Source organism: Agrobacterium sp. fls2-241-TYG-188a, assembly GCF_030209845.1.
The window spans coordinates 744,324-767,491 of record NZ_JARVRD010000002.1; the positions used below are offsets into that span (position 1 = coordinate 744,324).

The window sequence follows — 23,168 nt, forward strand, 5'->3', positions numbered from 1 at the left end:
TGAGCGCCGGTGGCAGCGAAGGTTTTTCAGGGGGGGTATATTTTATGACATTACAATCCATGACGGGCTTCGCACGCAGCGACGGTTTCCATGGACGATACCGCTGGGCATGGGAGCTCCGGTCCGTCAATGGCAAGGGCCTGGACCTACGCCTGAGGCTGCCAGCAGGTATGGAAGCGATTGAGCCGGAGCTGCGTGATATCGCATCCAAGAGCCTTTCTCGCGGTAACATTCAGGCAGGGCTCAGCCTTTCCACCTCGGAAACGAAGTTGGAAGCGGTTGTCAACCGCGAAGCACTGGATGCGGTGCTGGCATTGAAGCGCGATCTCGCCGGTGCGGTAAGCGAAGCACCTCTCAATTTCGATAGCTTGCTTTCCGTGCGCGGACTGGTGGAGTTTCGCGAGCCGGAAGAAAGCCCGGATGTGCAGGAGGCGCGAAATCGCAGCATCGTTGAAGGCTTCGGTGTCGCCATCAGCGCATTGAAGGCCATGCGTCAGCGCGAAGGTGCATCGCTTTTTGAAATCCTTTCCGGGCAGATCGACAGGATAGAGGCGCTGACGTCCGTCATCGAGGCCGATCCCTCGCGTCAGCCGGAGCAGATCCGCGCCCGCCTGGCGGCTCAGATTGCGCTCATCGCGGACGGATGCACGGCACTGGACCGCGACCGCCTGCACACCGAGGCGGTGCTGTTGGCCACGAAAGCCGATCTGCGCGAAGAGGTTGATCGCCTCACGGGCCATGTCGCTGCTGCTCGGGAGCTTTTGGGCAGCGGGCAGCCTGTCGGGCGCAAGTTGGACTTTCTTGCACAGGAATTTAACCGCGAGTCGAATACAATCTGTTCCAAATCCAATGCCAGTGCTGTAACCGCTGCAGGTATAGAGCTGAAAGTGGTGATCGACCAATTTCGTGAACAGGTCCAAAATCTGGAGTAGACCCCCATGGCGTCAGCCAGCATTCCTCCCGTCCATATCGCCCGAAGGGGCTTGATGCTGGTCATTTCCTCGCCATCGGGAGCAGGCAAGTCAACCATTGCCCGCAATCTCCTCGAGAAGGACAAGAATATCAGCCTCTCGGTTAGCGTCACTACGAGGGCGCGTCGCCAGAGCGAGATTGACGGCATCCACTATCACTTCATCTCCAAAACGCAGTTTGAGCGTATGCGCGACGGCGAGGAGCTGCTGGAATGGGCAGAGGTCCACGGCAACTTCTACGGGACGCCGCGCGAGCCTGTGGAAACGGCGATGGCTGAAGGCAAGGACATGCTGTTCGACATCGACTGGCAGGGCGCCGAACAATTGCAGGACAAGATGAAGGCCGATGTCGTATCGATCTTCATCCTGCCACCGACCATGACGGAGTTGCAGTCAAGACTGCATCGTCGCGCCGAAGATACCGAGGAAGTCATTCAGACGCGCCTTGCCAACTCCCGGTCCGAGATCGAGCATTGGCGGGACTATGACTACGTCATTCTCAACGATGACCTGCAGGCCGCCTTCGAGGCCGTAGAGGCCATCGTCAAGGCAGAGCGGGTCCGTCGCGACCGCCGTCATGGCATGTTCGACTTCGTGCGCGGATTGCTGGAAGAAGTACCGACGCTGCCTGGCCGCTAAGGGTTTTGCGGCTTCTCACGCAACTGCTCTTGCGACTGTGTGCGTCGCCAGCGTGAGACATGCCGGCCAACGTGAGACATGCAGCTGGTCGTGACGTGCTCAGCCGCAAGGCTGGCCCGTCACAGGCAGTTTGCAAGCCGGACGAACTCTTCCACCGACAATGTCTCCGCACGCCTTGTCGGGTCGATACCGGCCTTTTCGAGAAGCGCTTCGCCGCCGATTGACTTGACGCTCTGGCGCAGCATCTTCCGGCGCTGACCGAATGCGGCTTCTGTCACCTTTTCAAGATTTGCAACATCGCACTGCAGAGGCTTCGTCCGTGGCAGAAGATGCACAACGGTCGATGTAACCTTCGGGGGAGGGCTGAAAGCCTGTGGCGGCACATCGAAGGCCATTTCCGGAACTGTGCGCCAACCTGAGAGAACCCCAAGCCGACCGTAGTGATTGTCACCTTCCTCGGCAACGATGCGCTGGCCGACCTCTTTCTGGAACATGAGGGTCAGTGACATCCAGAAGGGAGGCCATTGCTTCGGCAGAAGCCAGTTAACAAGCAACTGTGTGCCGACATTATAGGGCAGGTTGGCGATGACGCGGACTGGCTCGCCTCGCGGGACCAGTCCCTCGAAATCCGTTTTAAGAGCATCGCCCTCGATGACATCAAGTCGGCCTGGATAATGATCGGCGATCTCCGCCAGCGCAGGCAGGCAGCGGCTGTCCCGTTCGACCGCAATGACCTTCTTGGCGCCCAGCGACAAGATCGCGCGCGTCAGGCCGCCGGGACCAGGCCCGACTTCGAACACGGTGACGCCCTCGAGAGGACCCGCCGTTCTCGCAATCTTCTGAGTCAGATTGAGATCGAGCAAGAAGTTCTGGCCGAGGGATTTCTTTGCATCGAGACCGTGGCGCTGGATGACATCGCGCAACGGTGGAAGACCATCAATGGCTGCCATTATGCAGGTACCTGCCTCGATGAGATATCTGCGGCCATCATCAGCGCTGCGACAAGGCTCGAATCATTGGCAATACCCTGTCCAGCAATTCCAAAGGCCGTGCCGTGGTCTGGCGACGTGCGAATGAAGGGCAGGCCAAGCGTAACATTAACGGAGTCGTCAAAACCAAGCGCCTTGGCGGGTATCAATGCCTGATCGTGATACATGCACACGGCGACGTCGTAACGCTTGCGTGCAGCATCATGGAACATCGTATCCGCTGGCAGCGGACCGAAGGCGTCAATGCCCTCCTTGCGAAGCTGGATGGTCGCCGGATGAATGATGTCCCGGTCTTCGATGCCGATGGCGCCATCTTCACCCGCGTGCGGGTTCAACCCGGCAACGGCGATGCGCGGCGCGTCAATGCCGAACTTTGTTCTGAGATCAGACGCGACGATCCGGCAGGTTTCGATAATCAACTCTTCCGTCAGCGCGTGCGTGATATCCTTGACCGGGATGTGAATGGTCACCGGGACCACCCGCAGTTTGGGTCCGGCAATCATCATGACGGGCTTCACGGTCTGCCCGGTCGCTTTCTTTGAGAGCTCGGCCAGAAACTCCGTATGTCCAGGAAAGCCAAAGCCAGCTTCGTAGAGAACCGATTTGGCAATCGGGTTCGTAACGACGGCCGCAGCCCTCTTGCCGACAGTCAGTGTAACCGCCGTTTCAATAGCCTTTATCGTCGCCAGTGCGGCTCCGATATGCGGTTGTCCCGCCTGAACATCGAAACCGACGGGAAGGGGCAGAACAGGCAAAGCATCTGGAAACGCCGCGATGGCGTCCTCAGGTTCGCAAACCTTCACGGTGACGTCCACGCCGAGCAAATGGGCGCGGCTGCGGAGAACATCAGGATCGCCTACAAAAATGAAGGGAGGCAAACCAAGCTCCCGGCGCTTGGCCCAGGCTGTAACGGTAACGTCAGGGCCGATACCGGCGGGGTCGCCCTGCGTGAGGGCCAAAGGCAATTGTAGCAGGGTCACGAATTCCGCTTTCACATCAGGTGCTGGTAATCTGGGCTTTCTTCCGCAGCTCTTCCAGGTATTTCTTCTCGTTCGGATTCTCGCCTTTTTCGGCTTTTGTCAGATCTTCGGCACGGAAAACGATTTCCGCAGCATAGTCGTCTGAAACCTGCTGCTTTTTGCAGACCGCGAGATATTCAACACCCTTTTCGGTCACGCGCGTGCCCGTCGTGCCGCCTTGGGCGGTCTTTTCGACCAGTGGCTTCCAGTCCGGCGGCAACTCCGGCTCCATGATGCGGCCAAGATCCTTGATCGAAACGTCAAGCATTGTGGCTGCAAAGGTCTTGGCCTGGTCGCAACCCGGATACCGCTTGCGCGACGCTTCGGCCTCCGCCTTGCGCTTGCCGGTGATGGCATTGCGCTTGGCCTCAGGGATAACGAAGATGATCTGCTGAAGGAAATATTCGTTCGTCACCGGCTTCTGGCCGCGCTCCTTGAGCCGCGTCACGAAGTCCTGCGTCGACATCTTGTTGCGTCCGCCATAGCGTGCATTTACAAGACGTGGCCAGCTCATCTGGACAGCGATGAAAGATTTGAAATGCTCCGCACCGACCCCTGCCTGGGCAAGAACTTTTGTCAGTTGATCGGTGGACATCTTGTTCGTAGCGGCGAAGCGGGCAAAGGAGGCGTCGACATCTGCGGTGCTGACCGACATCTTGACGCGACCGATTTCCTCGCGCTTGAGGGCTTCATCGATGAGCTGCTCACGGGCCTTTTCTGCAAGATTGCCGGACTGACGCTGCAACTTCAAAAATGCGACGCGCTTGGCAATATCGTCAGTCGTGATCGGGGTCTTGTTGACCACCACCTTGACCGCGCTCGCCGCAGCGGCTCTTTCCGCAGGCAGCGCGATAACCATGGGAACCGCGAAAATCGCAAAGGCGAATGCTACACTTCGCAACGCCGACTTTCCGAAATTCATCCTGTTCTCTCCCTGTCGACAAGTCGTTGACGTGACCGCTACGACTTTGTTTCGATTGTTCTTCACCATCTGATGAGATGGATGTTTCCATTCGCCAGCCGGTTAATGCAGTTTGTGGTGCAGTAAAACCGTGATTGTGACCGTGTATATCATCGGTCCGAATAAAACGGCAATCGCAGCGAAGGCGAACATTGAAGATATCTTGCGGCAAAACCGTGGCGCGTGGAACTTCTGACTATCACACCCGCTAAAAATAACGGCGGAGCTTTCACCCCGCCGCGATCGAAGATCAATAATTTGTTGGCTTCCAGCCTATATCGGCATCATCCCAGTCCGTTCCCGCTGAGCCAACGCTGATATCGCCCAATGTACGGAAGGCGAGACGCGCATTTACCGACCAGTCGTTGGCGGCCTCGCGGACTGCGTTGATGTTGCCTTCGTCTGCATAGCTGACGGTGAAGATCGTGCATTCATCCTGATACAGGATGCCGATCCGCCGTTCGCTGGAGAACTTGTTGTTAATGTCGTAATTAATGGCACCGAACAACGACCAGTTGTCGTCCAGTCTCAGCTTGCCGGAGGCCTGAATGATATCGCGTTTTCTATCATAGCCGTAATCGGGCTGCGCATCGACCTGGGTATAGCTGACTTTGCCGGTAATCCGGTTATTCGTATAGGCAACAGCCGTCTCGGAACGGTTGACCTCGAAGCTGTCTTTATCAAAGCGGAAGCTTGTTGACAGTGACAGACCGATCGGCGCATCGATCGCTGCCATGGCAACATAGTCCGAACGGTCGGATTCCAGCCCGGAATTTGCACCGGCGTTCACGAGATCATTCGAAGCGAATGGGTTGTCGCCAGCGAGGTGGAACGACTGACCCGCAACAGCGCGGATGCCGTAACCATTGTCGAACGTGCCGTTGTAGCGAACGCCAATATTTGCACGGGTGCCGCCTTCGATGCGATCGAAGCCGGAAAATTTATCGCGCTCAAACAGGTTGGTCGCATCGAACACGAACGCCTGCGCGTCTTCATTGGGAAGCTCACCCGCGTAACCCTCGTTCGGACGAACAAAGATCTGCGCAATCGGCTCGATGACGTGGTTGCTGTGCAGCGCTGTAAACAGCACAGGATACTTGGCCTCGAGGCCGAATGTCGCCATTCCGCGGAGGCTCGCATCGTCATTGATAGTGCCGTCATAGTTGCGACCGGTACCGAAACCGTTAGCCGACATATCCGTCCAGAGAGCATCGCCACGTGCAGCCAGAAGAGGCGTCAGCAAAAGGCCGCTGTCGAATGTGAAGGTGCGCTTCCATTCAGCTTCGGTTGAGAAGCGCGTATAGCTTCCTTCAAGCCCGTTGTAACGAACAGAATCACCCAGATTATAGGCGTCCTGGTTCCTGCGCGTCAGGCTCGTGAAGTTGGTCGTGAGCGACAGCTCGCCGCCATAGACGGGATCCGGCAGGAAATAGCGATAATCCACGGCTGGATGGACAATGGCCTGCTTGCGTTCTTCAACTTCAGAATCGTCATTGTCCTGAACATTGAAGTAGTAGGCATTTGCGTCGAAGTCATTGCGTTCGCCGCGACCGGTAAGGTACAGCCGGTTTGTCTGTACGCCGTTCTTATAGCCCTTCAGCTCATAGGTACGCGAGAAGTTGTTGTCGGTCTGGACCATGGCATCCCAGCCGAATGTCCAGCGCGGATTGATGGTGAAATCACCCTTTGACGCGATCATGGCGCGTCTGTCGTTCAACGCGTCGCTGGTGTTCGCATCGAAATCATCCGGGTTCATCTGATTGATGCCGGCCGCACGCAGGGTGTGGCTGCCAGTCTCAAAGCGCTGACGCAACTCACCCTCAAGCAACAGGCCCTGAGCCGTATAATATGTCGGCGTTACGGTTAAGTCTGCCGTATCGGACAGCACCTGGAAATAGGGTACGCCAACGCCGAAGCCCAGATTGTCGGTAACGGTCATCCGAGGGAACAAAAAGCCGGACTTGCGCTTTACCGTGTTGTCGGGAACCGTGATGAAGGGCAGATAGGCGATAGACTTTCCAAAAAGCTCGAAGCGAGCCCTCTCAAGCCGCACCGTATGCGTCTTGCCGTCCTGGATAACGCGCTCGGCCTTCACCTGCCAGAGCGGAGGTTTGTCGGGGCGTTCCGCGCAAGGAAGGCAGGCGGTGTAAACGCCGTTGTTGAGGACCATCAAATCTTCAGAAAGGCGCTCGGCGCTTTCGCCTGCGATGCGGGTGTTGTCAGTCGTTTCGACGCGAAGCGTATTGACGAAGCCCTGCGCGAAATTATCGGTCACGTCGAGCTCATCCGCATAGATGCGGTTGCCGCCCGGCTCAATCAATTCGATGTTGCCACGTGCAAGTACGCGACCGGTCGACTGATTGTACTCGATGCGCTGGGCGACCATGCGATAGCCGGAATAGTGCATACGCACGCCGCCTGTCGCGATGACGCGCTCGGTGTCACGATTATACGTTAGTTCATTTGCTGTAAGCAGGAGTTTTGATTGGTCTTGTGGGTCGCCCACGATGACACCGTCCTCAGCGAAAACGCTGGAAGCGGTTGCCACATATGCGCACACAGCAGCCCCAGTCAGAAGGGCTGTCGCAAGCCGTCTGATATTCCCGCGGTCAAATACCGCCACTAGCCGTCCTCCTGATGAAGCAGAATGGTTGCACCCAAAGCCAGCGCCACGACAACTGGAACCCAGACCGCGACGAAGGGAGGGACAACCCCGCTACTCCCGAATGCTCTTACAAGCACGGTTACTACATAAAGCACGAAGCCGGAAACGATTCCACCCAGAATCACTGAACGAGACTGTGCAAAACGGCTGAACTTTAATGAAACAGTCGCGGCGATCAAGGTCATCGCGACGAGAAGAAATGGCATGGACAACAGGAAGTGGTACTGCGTCTCAAGCGCTTTTGAAGAAAGGCCGAAGGACTGTGCGATCTCGATTTTGCGAGAAAGGTCAAAGAAAGCAACGGTTTCCGGCTGTGTGAGACGCTCCTGAACGAATTCCTGTCTCAAATTGGTGCTGATTTTCGCGGTCGCTTCCCGGGTTGGCACATGGCCGGGCGTGATCTCTGCGACATCGTTAAGAAGCCAGTAACCATCTTCTAATTTAGCCGAGCGCGCATCCTGCCGTTTCAGGATGTTGCCGTCCTTATCGAGATGAATCAGCACCACGTCTTTCAGCATGGTACCGTTGTCTTCAAAGCTCTTGGCCCCGATGATCGTGTCCTGGCCGCCGCTGCTCTGCCGCAACCATGGAAGAATCTGCTGGCGCGAGGCGCCGCCTTCGTTGCGCCAGCCAGCTTCAACGGCAAGGGACTGGCTTTCGCCCCAGGCTGCAATGGGATTGAGAACCGTGACCGACAATATGCCGAGAATGACCGCCCCACCGACAAAAGGCATGATGAACTGCCAGGCGGAGATGCCGGCGGCTCTCGTGACCACCAGCTCGTAACGGCGGTTGAGCGAAATCAGGGTCGTCATACCCACGAAAAGGGCGATGAACGGCACGGTCTGCTGAAGAATCAGTGGCAGTCGAAGAGCGGTGAGGCCCAGCGCGGCTGGCACGGAATAGCCGGGCAATCCGGACATGCGCCTTGCTGTCTCGCTGAAGTCAGCAAGAAAGATGATGGCGGAGACGCCCAGCAGAAACCAGAAGGTGGTGATTGCGTAGCGCCTCAGGAAATAACGGGCGAGGGTGCCGAACATCATGCGCCTTGCCCTCCAGAACCGGAAACCTTGGGCGACATGCGCTTTTGCAGAGCAGCAGCCGTGTTGTGGATGACGTGAGGCATACGAAGCTTCTTGCCAGTGAGAAGCAGGAACACGGCCACCGAGCCACTAACAACGGGTACAGCATAAACCAGCGGTATGAAGGCTGCGCTCTGCTTGACCTGATTGGTGAAATAGAAGCCAAGCCAGCGTAGCATGAAGGCGGTGATCAAGGCCGCGACCATTGGATGGAGACGTGCCTCGCGGTGAGACCGCGCATCGGCTGCAACAACCAGTGAGATCAGGGCAAAAACAAAGGGGAACATCCAGTCCACTAGACGGCGATGCAGTTCCGAGCGGAAGCCGCCGGGCGACTTCTTGTAGCTATCGACATTTTCATCCGGCGAAAGAAGGAATGCGAGGCTCGCATCGCTGGATGAAATGGATGGCTCATTATCGGACTTCTCCGACATGGTGGAAAGATCGAAAGCGTAGGACAGGAACTTCACCACCGAGACCTTGCCGTCCGGTGTCTTCTGCTGAACTTCGCCATCGCGCATGGTCAGCGACGCGCCGCCCTCATCGATCATGCCTTCTTTTGCATAATAGATAAGGTCGTAATTGGGATCGCGACGATCGGCAACGAACAGGCCGCGCAGGATTCGCCCCTGCCGCTCCCCGATCTGGACATAAAGACCGTCCTGAATTGTGCGGAAGGTCTTTTCCTCGATGACAGATGAGAGAAGGTCGGCATAGGCCGCGGCGACCATTTGCCGTGCGGCCGTGCGGGCAGGCGGCTCCGCGAAATTCGTGATCCCGAACGAAACCAGACTGAGCACAGCGCCCAATATGAGGATGGGCTTGAAGATGATGGAGCGTCGCGCACCCGAGGCATCAATGATCGCCAGTTCGGAATCGGCATTCATCGCCGTCAGCGTCTGGGTGATGGCGATGACGAGGGCAAACGGCAGCACGACAGGAATCAGCGTCGGCAAAAGCATGGTCGCCAGCGTGACGAAGGAGCCCATGGATTGGCCGGTATCGGTCACGAGATTGATTCTCTGGAGAACCTGAATCGTCCAGATGATGGCCAGAACTGGCAGCAGCGCGACCAGAAACATCTGCGTCGTGCGTCGCATTATGTATCGTTCAAGAAGCGTCATTCATTCCCTGATACGGTCTTGTCATGCCAGTTCCCCCCGCGGGAACGGCTACTATCTAGCTGCAACAAACGTGGATGGCGATCCCGCAAAGCTCACAAAACTGTTTTCTGAAGTCATTTTTTTCAGCTCTGTGTCTTTTTCAAATAGACGAATATTTGTGCCTCGATTGACGTGATTCATAAATTTGACACCGCCAGACCCGATTGCAGGGTTGCGCCGGGACGGGAAAAGGCCATGATCCCGCGCATCCTGAAATACATTGATGAGCGAGAACATGTCCGCCAAGTTCGATATATCTTTTGCCAATTCCGCCTCCCTTGACGACGCCTGCGCAGTTCTGCTGCAGCTATCTGGCGAAAATGCGCCCGCCGGCCAGGCGCAGGTCGATCCCTCCGGAGTTCTTGAGAAAGCCGCCAGGGTGGCGGGCTTTAACGCCAAGTCTATGAGTGTGCTCGATGTGCTGGCGCCGCAAGGTTCACCAGCGGATCGGATCGTCATCATCGGTCTTGGCAAGGCCGCGAAGCTTACGGCGCATGACTGGCTGCGCGCTGGCGGCACCGCGGCCGCCCACTTCAAGAAGGCAGGAAAGGTCGTCATTTATCTGGACGCTCTCGGCGTTGAAGTCGATGGCAAGGCAGCAGCCGATTTTGCGCTCGGCCTTTTGCTGCGTGCCTATAGCTTTGACGACTACAAGACGAAGAAGAAGTCCGACGAAGACAAGACGCCCAAGAGTGTCGACGTCACAATCGTAACGGCCGCCCATGCGCAGGCCAAACACGCCTTCGAAACGGCTCAGGCTGAAGCCGGTGGCGTGATTCTGGCGCGCGATCTCGTCAACCTTCCGCCAAATGTCCTCGGCCCCGTGGAATTTGCCGAAAAAGCAGAAGAACTGAAAAAGCTTGGCGTCGATGTGGAAATCCTCGGCGAAAAGGAAATGAAGAAACTGGGTATGGGCGCTCTGCTTGGCGTGGCTCAAGGCTCAGTTCGCCCGCCGCGTCTGGCCATCATGCAGTGGAAGGGCGGCTCGAAGAAGGATGAACCTATTGCCTTTGTCGGCAAGGGGGTCGTTTTCGATACCGGTGGCATTTCGCTGAAGCCCGGTGCCGGCATGGAAGACATGAAGGGCGATATGGGCGGCGCGGCCGCGGTCATCGGCCTCATGCATACGCTCGCTGCCCGCAAGGCGAAGGCGAATGTGATTGGCGTTATCGGTCTCGTGGAAAACATGCCCGACGGAAATGCGCAGCGCCCTGGGGACATCGTCACATCCATGTCCGGCCAGACCATCGAGATCATCAACACCGATGCTGAAGGTCGCCTCGTGCTGGCAGATGCTCTGTGGTATACCAACGACCGCTTCAAGCCGAAATTCATGGTCAATCTGGCAACGCTGACGGGAGCAATCACGGTTGCACTCGGTAACTTGCAGGCTGGTCTGTTTTCAAATGACGACGAACTGGCCGAGCGCCTGACCAAGGCGGGCGACGCGACGCAGGAAAAACTGTGGCGGATGCCGCTTGGCAAGGACTACGACAAGATCATCGATTCCAAATTCGCGGACATGAAGAACAGTTCCGGCCGACTTGCCGGTTCCGTCACCGCCGCGCAATTCCTCAAACGCTTCGTGGGCGAGACCCCATGGGCTCATCTGGATATTGCCGGAACTGCAATGGGCGCTCCGCTGACCGAAATCAACCAGTCCTGGGGTACCGGTTATGGCGTGCGCCTGCTCAACGAGCTGGTTCGCGCAAACTATGAGGATTGAAACTTGACGGGGAAGCCGGTACGGGCGTTTCGATGACAGAGATACTGTTTTACCATTTGACGGAATCGAAGCTGGAAGATGCCCTTCCGCCCCTTCTGGAGAAATCACTGGAGCGCGGCTGGAAAGTCGCGGTCCAGACAGCGTCCATGGAGCGTCGGGACGCACTTGATGTGCATCTCTGGACATACAGGGATGACAGCTTCATGCCGCATGGCACCGATGCGGCGGAAAATGCGGCCCAGCAACCAGTCCTGCTGATGGCGAGTGGTGAAAATTCCAACGCCGCCAATGTCCGCTTCATCGTCGATGGCGCCGAGCCGCCGGTCGTGGACGCCTATGAGCGCATCGTCTTCATGTTCGATGGCTATGATGCCGAGCAGCTGGAGGCGGCACGCGGCCAATGGAAAAAGCTGAAAGGCGAGGGGCATACACTGACCTATTGGCAGCAATCCCCAGAGGGACGCTGGCAGAAGAAGGCATGACGCCCCATCATCTGCTTCGAGAACACATTTTTAACTGCAGTCCACAACTTGGTCAGAGCAATCTCGTTCACGAACGAAATGATCACGCGTGAGTGTTTTCAAATTCGCATTGCCTAATGTAGTGAATTAACGGGAATTGTGTAAGAAGGCGCGAAGAACGGAGCTTCAGTCGTCAGTCGAGGAGAATGAAATGGGTCAATCCGCCCCCTGGCCAGTCAACGAAGCGGAACGCCTTGTCGCAGTGCGCTCGATTCTCTCCCTTCAGTCTGGCCCGACGCCAGAGCTGGCTGCGCTTTCAGACCTTGCAAAAAGTGTGTTCGGCATGGATCGCGCCGCCATCCATATAGTGGACGAAGACTGGCTGCGGATCGCCCATCAGGCCGGAATACAGGTGAGTGAATGTTCCCGTGACATCTCCATCTGCACACGCGTTGTGCTTTCCAATGACGTGCTGGTGGTTCCCGATCTGAGCCTGCATCCGGAATTGCGAGGCTTTCCCTATGTGACAGGCGGTCCTCAGTTCCGGTTTTACGCTGGCGCGCCAATTGAGCTCGAGCCAGGACTTACTGTCGGAGCGTTCTGCATTCTCGACACGTCGCCGCGTCAACTTCAGCCGTCAGAGGTCGAAAGTCTCAGGCAGTTCTCCGTGCTTGCGGGGGCACTGCTACGTTTGCAAAAGGCCAATTTCACCATGAGCCTGGCAGAGCGTGCGCTGCGCGAAGCTGCCATGACTGATCCGCTCACCGGGTTTTACAACCGCAAGGCATTGAGCGCGCTTGTCGATTCGCAGATGTATGCCGCCCTGCAATCGAATGAAACATTTGGTGCGCTGTATCTCGACATGGATGGCTTCAAGGCGATCAACGATACGCTTGGTCACAGCGTTGGTGATAGCGTCCTGCATGAGGCGGCAGCGCGCATTCGCGAAGTCATCCGGCCAACGGATATTGCCGTGCGCATGGGAGGCGACGAGTTTGCGGTTTTCGTTCCGCGCCCGGCTGATTCGTCAGAGCTGGCTGTGCTTGCCGAGAGATTGCTGGAGGCTTTCAGGCAGCCCTTCACAATCGAGGGACGCCATATCCATGCCCCACTCAGCATCGGCGGTGCCATCGCACCCCAGGCCGGACAGGACTGCCTGGCTCTTCTGCAAAGTGTGGATGAGGCCCTGTATCAGGCCAAGAAGGCGGGGCGCGACCGTTTCGTAAGCCGCGCCAGCTAAGATCAATCGTAGAAGGAATCCACGAATTTGTGGCGGCCAAGCAGGAAGGCGTCGGCCACATGCGTCAGCGGAGCAAGATCGACATCGGAGGTCTTGGCCTTGATGATCTCTGCAAAACGCTCGTAAAGGGCAGGGTACTCCCGCTCGGGCTCAGACATCTTCTGCTCGCCAGCAATCGAAAGCTTCGCGCCGCCTTCCGAAAGAATCATTTGCCCGGCCTCGGTCTCGGCCACGATATCCCAGCTCTGCTTGCCGGTCTGGCGCCAGTCGAATTCGGCATGGACAGGCATTTGCGTGACATCGGAAAACTGGATGTCGGCCGCGATCGGCGCATCCCGATTTTCCGGGAATTCTAGCGTCGCTTTGGTGATGAAGAGTGCGCGCGGCAGAATATGCGTGATGATCGACAAGGCATTGATGCCGGGATCGAACACACCAAGCCCGCCAGCCTGCCAGATCCATTCCTGATTCGGGTGCCAGTGGCGTACGTCTTCCCTCCAGATCACGTGAACGCTGTTGATTTTGGTCGAGGCGAGGAAGCTCTTGGCTGCTTCAACCGCTGGCGCGTAGCGGGAATGCCAGCTGGCGAAAAGTGAAAGACCCTTGGAATCGGCCAGTCGGACCAGATCCTGCACTTCTGACAGCGTAGCGCCCGGCGGCTTTTCCAGAAAGACGTGCTTGCCTGCGTTCAGCGCGGCATAGGCTGCCGTGTAGCGATACTGGGGTGGCATACATAGAGATACAGCCTGCACCTCCGGTGCTGCTTCGAGCATGGCTTCGATGGTGCCGTAAGAGGGCACGCCTTCAACAGTGCCATGACGGCTGGCTGTTGCGACGAGATCGAAATCCGGATTGGCAGCGATGGCTGGAAGATGCTGATCGCGAACGATTTTGCCGACGCCGACGATGGCGAGCTTGGTGGCTGACATGAAAGAGAACCCGTCTTAATGTTGCAGTCGAATAATAGTACTTTTCGAGTTCTAGCAGAAACCCGCACGTCGGCAAGGGCAACACCAGCAGCTTGGGCTATTCCTGTTCAGTGGGTGAGGGATGCAAGCAGCATCGTCTTGGCGGCTGGCTTTTTATGAACCAGATGCACCACCTTGTAGCCCTCTGCTTTCAGTTGGGTCAGCAGGGCGGGCAGCATGGACGCGGTACGCCTATGGATATCGTGCATGAGAATGATGCCGCTGCCGCGATGGCGAATCGCTTCCATCGTGCGTGAGGCGACGACGGCGGGCGCGTCCTTGAAGTAATCCTTCGAGTCGATCTGGACATCCATGATGACCATGCCCCGTTCACCCAACAGGTGGCGCAGTCGTGGGCTATCGGCAAGATAAGGAAAGCGGAAGAATGACACATCGGTGTCGGTGGCCTTTGCCACTGCAGTCGTGCCCTTTGAAACCTCGGCCAACGCACGGTCGAAAGCGATAGCGCGCAGGTTCGGGTGGCTGAAAGTGTGGCTGCCGATGCTGTGGCCAGCGGCAGCGACTTTCCTGGCAATGGCCGGATGCGCCTGCGCCATTTCCCCCACCATAAGAAAGGTTGCCTTCACGCCAAATTCGTCCAGCGTCGCCAATATGCTCTCGGTCTTGCCGGGAACCGGCCCGTCGTCGAAGCTCAACACGACTTCCTTGTTGGCCAGCGCTATATCTTCAAGCGACGATACCTCAATATCACGCCCTGCCAGCCCTGCGGGATTGCGCGGTCGCACCCAGGCCACCGGCGAAAGCGCTACGGGATCGGTAGCCTTGAGGCCGGGCGCGGAGGGCATGGTAGCGGCGAAAGAGGTTTTGAGAGACGTATCGGATTGAGGTTTGCCCGCGCAACTGGAGAGGCACGCGGCAAGGGTTGCCGTCAGCATAAGTGAGTAAAAGCGCATGTAGAAAGCCCAGGCAAATCAGTGTGACGTTGCTTTGGAGCTTTCTCCTATTATGGTTAATTCAAAGTTACTGGCTCTTTGGTCAGTCAAACGACCTGAATGATCTCCAGACGTCTCAAGCCGATGCCGCGGATGACTTGCACTGGCAGATTTATGCCCGCATGGGAAGCCTTGCTTCGCAACCGTCCGAATGCCATGTCCAAACGTCGACTGAATGGATCATTGTTACCGGGATCGAAAAGCCTGAGCATGTCAATGCGCGGCACGGTCGGTTCGGAATGACGCGCCAGGAACTCGATCAGAAGGACTTCTTTGCCAGACAGCGATACCTCTGTCCCCTCTGGCGAAGACAGTGTCTGTCTTTTTCGGTCGAGAAGCCAATTACGGTTTTCCTTTGGACTGAGCTTGGTTGCGGGTCTTTCCCTGCGCCGGATGCGCTTCACCAGGTTTGTGGCCGCCAGCGCGAGTTCTTCACTGTCAAACGGTTTAGTGAAATAGAGATCAGCACCGCCATCATAGCCGAGGCGTCTGTCCTCTCTGCCGTTTAGCGCAGTCAGCATAATGATGCCCACGTCGTCCCTGTTGGAGAGAAAACGGGCAAGGTCAAGGCCGCTCACATCGGGAAGATTGACATCCAGAACAGCGACATCCACCTGTTTGCTCTTCACGATGTCGTGGAATTCAAGCCCGGTGGCTGCCTCGAAAACCTCGAAGCCCCGAAGTTGCATATATTCAGATAAGCTTTTTCTCAGGTCCGTATCATCCTCAACCACGACGAGGTGAGGCTTTAAATAAGCGTGCATCAGTATTTGCCATCATTTTCGATTTTGCAATATTATGTCTATATTGATTCAGATGGCAAATTAATGCTGGTTTATTGTGATTTATACTTTAGATTGTGAATATTATTTCACTAATGTTTATTTTTCGATGAGACTTAATTTTCCTCTGGTTGCGCTTGGCGGCAGGCGATGCGACCCCCGGATGTCGTCTTGCTCGCGGTTTTATCGGCGTTTGGCTGCAGCCTCTGTGCCTGCGGCACTCGTCTTTTTCCTTTTGTGCTTTTCGTACGTCGCTGCTGTTGCTGGCGAATTGCCGGTTATGGATGGTCATCTCTCGGTTCTGACTGACGAGAGTGGCCGCCTCCAACTCGATGATGTCCTGAAAAAGGAGTGGCAGTCAAAATTCGCACCCTTGCCGGGGAAGACGGCGAATATGGGATACACTAGAAAAGTGTATTGGCTGAAGTTCGAAGTTCTCGGTACCGAGGAAACAGACGCGCTGTTATCCATGGCGCCCAATTTTCTCAATTTCATTGATGCCCACATTTCGTATCCCGGGCACCATGATCGCGCTGACCAATTCCAGCACTTTTCCTTCGGCGATCACCGGACGCTGCAGCGGGATGGTTTGTCTCCCATCGCCCCCGCCGTGAAAATCTCGCTCCTTCCCGGGCGATCGACGTATGTTTATGTCCGTCTGCACAACGAGTCTTCCTTCACACAGATCAGCATGACACTCGAACCGCTGGAGAGCATCGGGGTCAGGCGTTTGGCAGAAGGTTTGGCGTTAGGGCTGTGGTTCGGTGGCATGTCCATACTGTTGCTGACACAGCTCGTCTTTTATTACTTTGATCGAAAAGTCGGATATATCCTGCTTGCGGTGTCGACGCTGAACGTCATCCTTGTCTATCTCGGCAATCTTGGGCTGAGCACTGTCTTCATTTTTCCCGACAATGGCTTCTGGAATGACAGGTTTCTCGGGGTAAACGCCTGGGCGGGTCTGACGGCGCACGCTCTGGCCTATGCGCACATCCTCGATATCCCGCGTCGTGAAAAGGCGTTCTACCCAATTTTTCTGGCAGTCGCGGTGATCGGCGTTATCGGCGTCGGGTTTGCTCTTTTCGGGCATTCGATCATGTTCGGTCCCTACGGCTCGGTCACGTCCATCCTCGGTGCATTGATGACAATGGCGCTGGGGTGGCGGCAGGTTAACCAGAATGATCGGGCCAGCACGCTGACGGCCATTGCCTGCACGCTCGTCGGCCTTGGTTCCAGCATCGGCATCATGCAGCGCATGGGTGCCAGTTGGCTACCGGAGTGGACATTCAATATTTACGGAATCATGGCGCTTCTTCAGGTGCTCTTTTTTACCGGCGCGGTCGCCAGTCGTCTACGTGCCGCCGAAACGCTTAACCTTGCCATGCAGGCGCAGGCACTTCGAATGGCCCAGGAAGCGGAACATGCCGCCACGCGGTTGGTAGAGGAGCGGACGCGTGAACTGGTGGTAGCACGCAAACGGGCAGAGGAGGCGCTACAGTCAGAGATGGAATCGCAACTGCGCCAAGTCAGGTTTCTGGAAGTCGTCTCACACCAGTACCGCACGCCACTTGCGTCGGTACGGTCAAATATCGATGCCATGGCAGTCACTTTAGAGAATATCGATCAGGCAAATCTGACGCGGATCTCGCGCATACGTCGCGCGGTGGCGCGTCTGGCGGAAATACTGGAAGTCAATCTATCGCGCAGTCGCCTGCAGGGCGCTTCATACCGGCCCAAGCTGGCGAAGGTTGCGATCGGGGTCGTCGTCGCTTCCGCACTCCAGCGAACCAGGGATCTACTCAATGACCCGCAACTGATTGTGGATACACCTGATGAGGTGGCGGCGGTGACGCTGGCCGCAGATGCCGACATGCTGGCACTTGCCATTGTAAATCTCTTGGAAAATGCGCTGAAATACAGCCCCCCAGACGCTCAGTCCTCCATCTGTTTGTCCCTCAGACACATCAAGAACGAGATTGTCGTTGAGGTCCGGGATCGTGGCATCGGCATTCCCGCTGGCGATCTGCCCCATATCTTTGAAAATGCCAGACGTGGTGCAAATTCAGGCACCATTGAAGGCTCGGGTCTGGGCCTGTTCCTTGTTGAGAAAATCTGTGTCGCGCATTGCGGGCGGGTGGAGGTGCAAAGCAACGAGGGTCAGGGAACGACGATCAGTCTGATTCTGCCGATCGCGATGGCCCTATGATGGCTCTGTGCCGCGTCTTCATATGCTTCAGAATGTAAGAATATTTCGCTATTCACTTCTTGTCGGAATGTTGCCTGCAGGTCACAGTTTTTGTTACCTGGCGTTACGTTCAGATACATCTGTTACATAGAAAAACTTACGCCATTTCAACTCTTTGGTTACTTTCCGGAACAGGCGCGGCAGGATTCGCACAATGCGGGCCGCAACCATAAATTTTGGAATTCGGGGGTAATGGATGTTCTACACTGTGACGACGCCAGGGAATCAGGCGCAGGACAAAAAGACACGCGCCATGAAGCGGGCAATGCTTTTGGCTTCCACGGTTTTGTTGACCATGCCGCAGTCTGTGCTGGCGGACGAGACCTATAATACCGGGTTAGCCACCATTGACAGCAGCGCGGATCGGAGTAGCGAAAACCTCTATGTCGGCTACACGTCCAGAGCAGACCTGACGATCAATGATGGAGCAAATGTTCAATTCGGTGCGACGTCAATTGGCTCGCAAGCAGGTGCGATTGGCTCGGTGACATTGACCCAAGGTGCCAAGTTAACATCGGTCAATAACGTCAATGTCGGTCAATTTGGAAACGGTTTGTTGGCGGTCGAGGATGGCGGCCAGTTCAAAGGCAGCAGTATTAGTATGGCGACATATGACGGTAGTGCTGCCGCGGTAAATTTATCTGGTGATGGCTCGTCTCTTGATGCGACCTATGACCTCATCGTCGGCGATCAAGGGAACGCTTCGCTTACGGTCGAGAATGGGGCTGATGCTAGCTCCTCCTATGCTTACATAGCAGGTCAAAGCGGTGAAAGCTCGATGACCGTGTCGGGTGCGGGTTCGACATTTGACGTCACCAACTCCCTCACGGTTGGTCAGGGTGGCATCGGTACGCTTCTTGTCGAAGGCGGCGGCGTGGTCAGCAGTGGCGAGGGCCTTGTGGGTGGCGTTATTTTTACCATGATGTCCACCTTATACGGAACTGGCACTGTGACTGTCACCGGAGCCGGCTCCGCCTGGCATAACACATCTGGCTTGACCGTTGGTGGTGGGGGTAGCGGAACGCTGACAATCGCCAATGATGGGCAGGTCACGGTCGGAGCCGTTGACAGTAATACAGGCCTCTATGACGGCACGATTACGGTAGACTCAGGTTCCCGCGGGGGCGTCGTGAATATCGGCGGCGCCATGAATTCGCCCGCGGTCGCTGCCGGTCAGCTTCTGGCTGAAGAACTTGTGTTCAGCTCACCGGGCGGTCAGCTCAATTTCAATCATACGGATACGAACTACGAATTCTCCTCAGATATCAAGGGTCCCGGTCAGATTTACCATTATGCCGGGATCACGAAACTATCCAGCGACGGATCGCTGTTCACGGGTACCACTAACATTGGTGGCGGCACGCTCGATGTAACCGGAGAGTTGGGTGGCACGGTTGGAGTATATACTGGAGGCACGCTGGGTGGCACAGGTACCGTTGGAGACACCACTTTGTGGGGCGGCAGCACGCTCTCTCCGGGCCTGCATACAGCGAATAATCAGACCAGAGGGGCTCTCAGTCCAATCGGTACATTGACGATTGACGGTGATCTCGAGCTGGCAAGCAACACAACATATGCGGTAGACCTTAGCAGCGAGATAGAGGCCAACTCGACTCTGGCAATCAGCGACCGAGTAGACGTCACTGGAAAGTTGACGATTGATAGCGGGGCGGTCGTAAGGGTCACGGCTCTGGATAGTCAGACTGATTATCATGATACGCAGATATACAAGATCATGACCGCTGGCAGCAACGACACGGGCGGATTCAGCCAGGTCGTGAACAACTCAGCGTTCCTCGATGTCCAAACATACACTGAAGATGACGGGAAAAATGTCTACCTCCGCGTCGCGTTAAAGTCTAACGACGCTGGCGATACTGGTAGTGGCGCCGGGTCGGGCGATTCCGGCTCCAGTGGCGGTGATGGTAGCGACACTGGTGCCGGTACCGGTCCGGTTCCGGATGATGGGAACGATAACGACGTTTTCACCCCGATCGCAAAAAATGCCAATCAGCGTTCGCTCGCGTCAGCGCTGGATAGTCTTGACCGGACGACTGGAAGTGCCTCGCTTGCGCTTTACAACAGCCTTCTGAATCTGGATGTAGACCAAGCGCAGGAAGCCTATGAGCAGCTTTCCGGCGATGTGTATGCCACGGCACAGGGTGCTTTCACGCAGACCAATCGCGCCGTCAACACGGCGCTGAATGGCCGCGTTCGCGCGGTCACGGACGGAGTGGCGGCTCCGTCCTCCATGGCGCTCGGCTATGCCGAGGAGAAGAAAGAGCCCGTCAAGGATGAGCGCTTTGCGGCCTTCGAGCCGAAGAAGAACTTCGATACTGATCGCTTTGCGACATGGATCAACGGCTTTGGCTCCTGGGGTAAGGTAGACGGTACCGACGGCGCAAGCGATACCGACGTTTCAAACGGCGGTGTGCTGGTGGGTGGTGACGTCGGTCTTGGAAAAGACTGGCGGGTCGGCTTGCTCGGTGGTTACAGCCGCTCGTTCTTCGACAGCGAAAACAGCGATGGCGACAGCACCAACTATCATCTGGGAAGCTATGCCGGCACGAAGTGGGGCGCTGTCTCGTTCCGCACCGGCATGAACTACACCTGGCATGATGTCAGCACCACGCGCAATGTGACTGTTCTCGGCCAGACGCTGCAAGGCGCCTATGACGCCTCCAGTCTTAATGCCTATGGCGAACTGGCCTATCGCGTTGACCTCGGCAAGTCGGCACTGGAGCCTTTCGCATCGCTCGCACATACCCGCATGAAGACCGATGGCTTCAGCGAAACCGGCGGCAATGCGGCTCTCACAGTCGCCTCATCCACGATGAACACCACCTACACCACAGCTGGCCTTCGTGCGTCGAAGGACTTTGAGCTAGGCAGCGTTGCTTCGGTTGTGCGGGGAACAGTAGGCTGGATGCATGCCTATGGCGACGTCAATCCTGTCTCGACGGCACGCTTTGCAAGCGGTGACAGCTTCTCCGTCAGCAGCACGCCGGTTGATCGCAACACGGCTCTGCTTGAAGCCGGTGTAGACTTCACGGTGACGCCATCTTCGACCATCAGCGTCAGCTACAATGGCCAAGTCGGTTCGAATGCCTACGATCACGGCGCGAACGCAAAGTTCCGCGTGAAATTCTGATCTCACCTTCACAAAGGGGAGGCGGCGGCTCAAGCCGCCTTCCGCGCACTGCCGCTGTCAAAAGATGCCAGAGAGTTCTTCTGCCAGCGAATGCGCAAGACCATAACTTCAATAAAAAAGGCGGCACTTGTGCCGCCTTATCTTTTCACGCTCAAAGCTCGAAATGCCTCAGCTTGCCATAGCCTCTTCATACTCGCTGGAAAGAAGAAGCCATTGCTCTTCGGCGTCGGCCAGCTTGCTGGCGGCTTCGCCGCGCTCCTTCACCTTCAGGGCTGCCTTGGCTGGCGCCTTTTCGTACAGTGCAGGGTCACCAAGCTCCTTATCAAGCGCTTGAATCAGCTTCTCAAGCTTTGCGGTCAAAGCCTCGAGATCGTTGATCTTCTTCTTGAGCGGGGCCAGCGATGCACGCTTTTCGGCATTGGCCTTGCGTTGCTCGGCTTTTGTCCCGCCGTCTACGACGATTTCAACTTTTTCTTCTTTTTTTTTACCGGCGGAGACAATGAGATCCCGGTACTCGTCCATATCGCCTTCGAACGTTGTGACGGTTCCATTGTTGACGAGCCACAGGCGGTCCACTGTCGCTTCGATCAGGTGGCGATCATGCGAGATGAGAATAACGGCGCCATCATAATCGTTCAGTGCCTCAATAAGCGCGCGGCGGCTGTCGATATCCAGATGGTTCGTCGGTTCGTCGAGAATGAGAAGGTTCGGCGCGTGAAAAGCTGCAAGCCCCATCAGCAGGCGGGCCTTTTCACCACCGGAGAGATCCTTGGCAGGTGTCGCCATCTTCTCGGTGGCCAGACCCATTTGCGCCACGCGCGCCCGCACCTTCGCTTCAGGCGCTTGTGGCATGAGCTTGCGCACATGCTCCACCGGGTTTTCTTCCGGTACAAGGTCATCGAGCTGATGCTGGGCGAAAAAGCCGATTTTCAGAGAAGGCGCGAGACGCAGATCGCCACTTTCAGGCGCCAGACGTCCTGAAATGAACTTGGCGAAGGTCGACTTACCGTTGCCGTTCGAGCCGAGAAGGGCGATGCGATCGTCATTGTCGATGCGCAGGTTCAGGCCTTTGAGGATCGGCTTGCCGGGCTCATAGCCAACCGCGCCGCCATTGATGGCCACGATGGGTGAGGCGGGCTGCTTTTCCGGTTCTGGAAAGGTGATCGGCTGAACGTGATCTTCGATTACGGAAGACACAGTGCCCATGCGCTCAAGTGCCTTTACGCGGCTCTGGGCCTGCTTTGCCTTGGACGCCTTGGCCTTGAAACGATCAATGAAGCTCTGCAGATGCTTGCGGGCCGCGTCGTTCTTGGCCTTGGCCTTCGTCTGCAGCTCGTCGGCCTCTGCTTTCTGACGCTCGAACTGATCGTATCCGCCGCGATAAAAGGTGAGCTTCTTCTGATCGAGATGGACAATGGAATTGACCGCGTTGTTCAGCAGGTCGCGATCATGGCTGATGATGATGACGGTGTAGGGGTAGCGGCGAATATAATCCTCGAGCCACAACGTGCCTTCAAGGTCGAGATAGTTGGTCGGCTCGTCCAGCAGCAGCAGATCCGGCTCCGCGAACAGAACGGATGCGAGCGCCACGCGCATACGCCACCCACCGGAGAACGAAGATGCGGGTCTGAGCTGGGCATCCTGATCGAAACCGAGACCTGCCAGAATGCTTGATGCGCGCGCTTCTGCCGAGTGGGCGTCGATATCGACCAGCCTCATCTGTATATCGGCGATACGACCGGGATCGGTGGCCGTTTCGGATTCCAGCATCAGGGCGGCGCGTTCCTTGTCAGCCGCAAGCACGATGTCGATAAGGCTTTCTTCCGTCGCAGGCGCTTCCTGCGCCACCTGTCCCATGCGCGCATTCTTAGGGATCGAGACAGAGCCCGTTTCCGCGCCAAGGTCGCCGGTGATGATGCGAAAGAGGGTGGACTTGCCCGCACCATTACGACCGACCAGACCGGCTTTCGTGCCGGTTGGAAGAGACACACTGGCGTGGTCAAGAAGAAGGCGGCCAGCAATACGGGCGGAGACATCGGTGATGGTAATCATGACGGGGTTTTGGCGGATGATTGGCGCGAAGGCAAGAGGGGCGCAGAGCAGGAAATGATCCACCAAGAACATTGATGGGGGATATCAGTTGTTTTCATTTG

The 23,168-nt window shown here is 56.7% G+C and carries 17 protein-coding genes; 7 read left to right on the forward strand and 10 right to left on the reverse strand.

What is annotated here, in order from left to right:
• Positions 1–44 precede the first annotated feature (44 nt).
• Together QRN85_RS10395 and gmk are read left to right on the forward strand one after the other, a co-directional pair.
• Positions 45–932 (forward strand): YicC/YloC family endoribonuclease, encoded by an 888-nt coding sequence (locus QRN85_RS10395; protein WP_284757846.1) that lies wholly within the window; start codon positions 45–47, stop codon positions 930–932.
• A 6-nt stretch (positions 933–938) separates the two neighbouring features.
• A complete protein-coding gene (gene gmk / locus QRN85_RS10400) occupies positions 939–1,610 on the forward strand; it encodes a guanylate kinase (protein WP_062586989.1) in 672 nt (223 codons plus the stop codon).
• A 119-nt stretch (positions 1,611–1,729) separates the two neighbouring features.
• On the opposite strand, the gene rsmA is transcribed toward gmk, so the two are convergent.
• From rsmA to QRN85_RS10430, 6 genes are all read right to left on the reverse strand, one after another.
• Positions 1,730–2,560 carry a 16S rRNA (adenine(1518)-N(6)/adenine(1519)-N(6))-dimethyltransferase RsmA gene (gene rsmA / locus QRN85_RS10405; RefSeq protein WP_284757848.1) on the reverse strand — a complete coding sequence of 277 codons (831 nt, stop codon included), beginning with the start codon at positions 2,558–2,560 and terminating at the stop codon, positions 1,730–1,732.
• Positions 2,560–3,579, reverse strand: coding sequence for a 4-hydroxythreonine-4-phosphate dehydrogenase PdxA (gene pdxA, locus QRN85_RS10410; RefSeq protein WP_284757850.1), 1,020 nt, complete (start codon positions 3,577–3,579; stop codon positions 2,560–2,562). The genes rsmA and pdxA overlap by 1 nt, the downstream gene beginning before the upstream one ends.
• Positions 3,580–3,595: 16 nt before the next feature.
• The gene (locus QRN85_RS10415; protein WP_284757852.1) at positions 3,596–4,540 is read right to left on the reverse strand and encodes a SurA N-terminal domain-containing protein; all 945 of its coding nucleotides are present in this window, start codon (positions 4,538–4,540) and stop codon (positions 3,596–3,598) included.
• A gap of 289 nt (positions 4,541–4,829) precedes the next feature.
• Complete coding sequence (locus tag QRN85_RS10420; protein WP_284757854.1) at positions 4,830–7,202, reverse strand: LPS-assembly protein LptD; 2,373 nt, start codon at positions 7,200–7,202, stop codon at positions 4,830–4,832.
• Entirely contained in the window at positions 7,202–8,287 is a 1,086-nt protein-coding gene (gene lptG / locus QRN85_RS10425; RefSeq protein WP_112961334.1) for an LPS export ABC transporter permease LptG, read from the reverse strand. Before lptG ends, QRN85_RS10420 begins: the two co-directional genes overlap by 1 nt.
• The gene (locus QRN85_RS10430; protein WP_062586994.1) at positions 8,284–9,450 is read right to left on the reverse strand and encodes an LptF/LptG family permease; all 1,167 of its coding nucleotides are present in this window, start codon (positions 9,448–9,450) and stop codon (positions 8,284–8,286) included. Before QRN85_RS10430 ends, lptG begins: the two co-directional genes overlap by 4 nt.
• A 274-nt stretch (positions 9,451–9,724) precedes the next feature.
• On the opposite strand from QRN85_RS10430, the gene QRN85_RS10435 reads away from it, so the two are divergent.
• The 3 genes from QRN85_RS10435 to QRN85_RS10445 all read left to right on the forward strand — a co-directional run bounded on the left by QRN85_RS10435 (position 9,725) and on the right by QRN85_RS10445 (position 12,916).
• Positions 9,725–11,215: a leucyl aminopeptidase gene (locus QRN85_RS10435; RefSeq protein WP_284758828.1), complete on the forward strand. Its 1,491-nt coding sequence runs from the start codon at positions 9,725–9,727 to the stop codon at positions 11,213–11,215.
• A gap of 32 nt (positions 11,216–11,247) precedes the next feature.
• Complete coding sequence (locus QRN85_RS10440) at positions 11,248–11,697, forward strand: DNA polymerase III subunit chi (RefSeq protein ID WP_113169975.1); 450 nt, start codon at positions 11,248–11,250, stop codon at positions 11,695–11,697.
• Between the two features lie 190 nt (positions 11,698–11,887).
• Positions 11,888–12,916 (forward strand): GGDEF domain-containing protein, encoded by a 1,029-nt coding sequence (locus tag QRN85_RS10445; protein ID WP_113169941.1) that lies wholly within the window; start codon positions 11,888–11,890, stop codon positions 12,914–12,916.
• Between the two features lie 2 nt (positions 12,917–12,918).
• Here the strand turns inward: QRN85_RS10445 and QRN85_RS10450 are convergent, their stop codons facing one another.
• The 3 genes from QRN85_RS10450 to QRN85_RS10460 form a co-directional block, all read right to left on the reverse strand.
• The gene (locus tag QRN85_RS10450) at positions 12,919–13,845 is read right to left on the reverse strand and encodes a Gfo/Idh/MocA family protein (protein ID WP_284757858.1); all 927 of its coding nucleotides are present in this window, start codon (positions 13,843–13,845) and stop codon (positions 12,919–12,921) included.
• Between the two features lie 107 nt (positions 13,846–13,952).
• Entirely contained in the window at positions 13,953–14,798 is an 846-nt protein-coding gene (locus QRN85_RS10455; RefSeq protein ID WP_284757860.1) for a polysaccharide deacetylase family protein, read from the reverse strand.
• Positions 14,799–14,884: 86 nt separating this feature from the next.
• Complete coding sequence (locus tag QRN85_RS10460) at positions 14,885–15,601, reverse strand: response regulator transcription factor (RefSeq protein WP_284757861.1); 717 nt, start codon at positions 15,599–15,601, stop codon at positions 14,885–14,887.
• A gap of 298 nt (positions 15,602–15,899) precedes the next feature.
• Here QRN85_RS10460 and QRN85_RS10465 point away from each other — a divergent pair, with 298 nt between their 5' ends.
• The gene (locus QRN85_RS10465; protein ID WP_284757862.1) at positions 15,900–17,825 is read left to right on the forward strand and encodes a sensor histidine kinase; all 1,926 of its coding nucleotides are present in this window, start codon (positions 15,900–15,902) and stop codon (positions 17,823–17,825) included.
• A 235-nt stretch (positions 17,826–18,060) separates the two neighbouring features.
• Complete coding sequence (locus QRN85_RS10470; protein WP_284757863.1) at positions 18,061–21,015, forward strand: autotransporter outer membrane beta-barrel domain-containing protein; 2,955 nt, start codon at positions 18,061–18,063, stop codon at positions 21,013–21,015.
• A 168-nt stretch (positions 21,016–21,183) separates the two neighbouring features.
• On the opposite strand, the gene QRN85_RS10475 is transcribed toward QRN85_RS10470, so the two are convergent.
• Positions 21,184–23,067, reverse strand: coding sequence for an ABC-F family ATP-binding cassette domain-containing protein (locus tag QRN85_RS10475; protein WP_113169974.1), 1,884 nt, complete (start codon positions 23,065–23,067; stop codon positions 21,184–21,186).
• Positions 23,068–23,168: the final 101 nt, after the last annotated feature.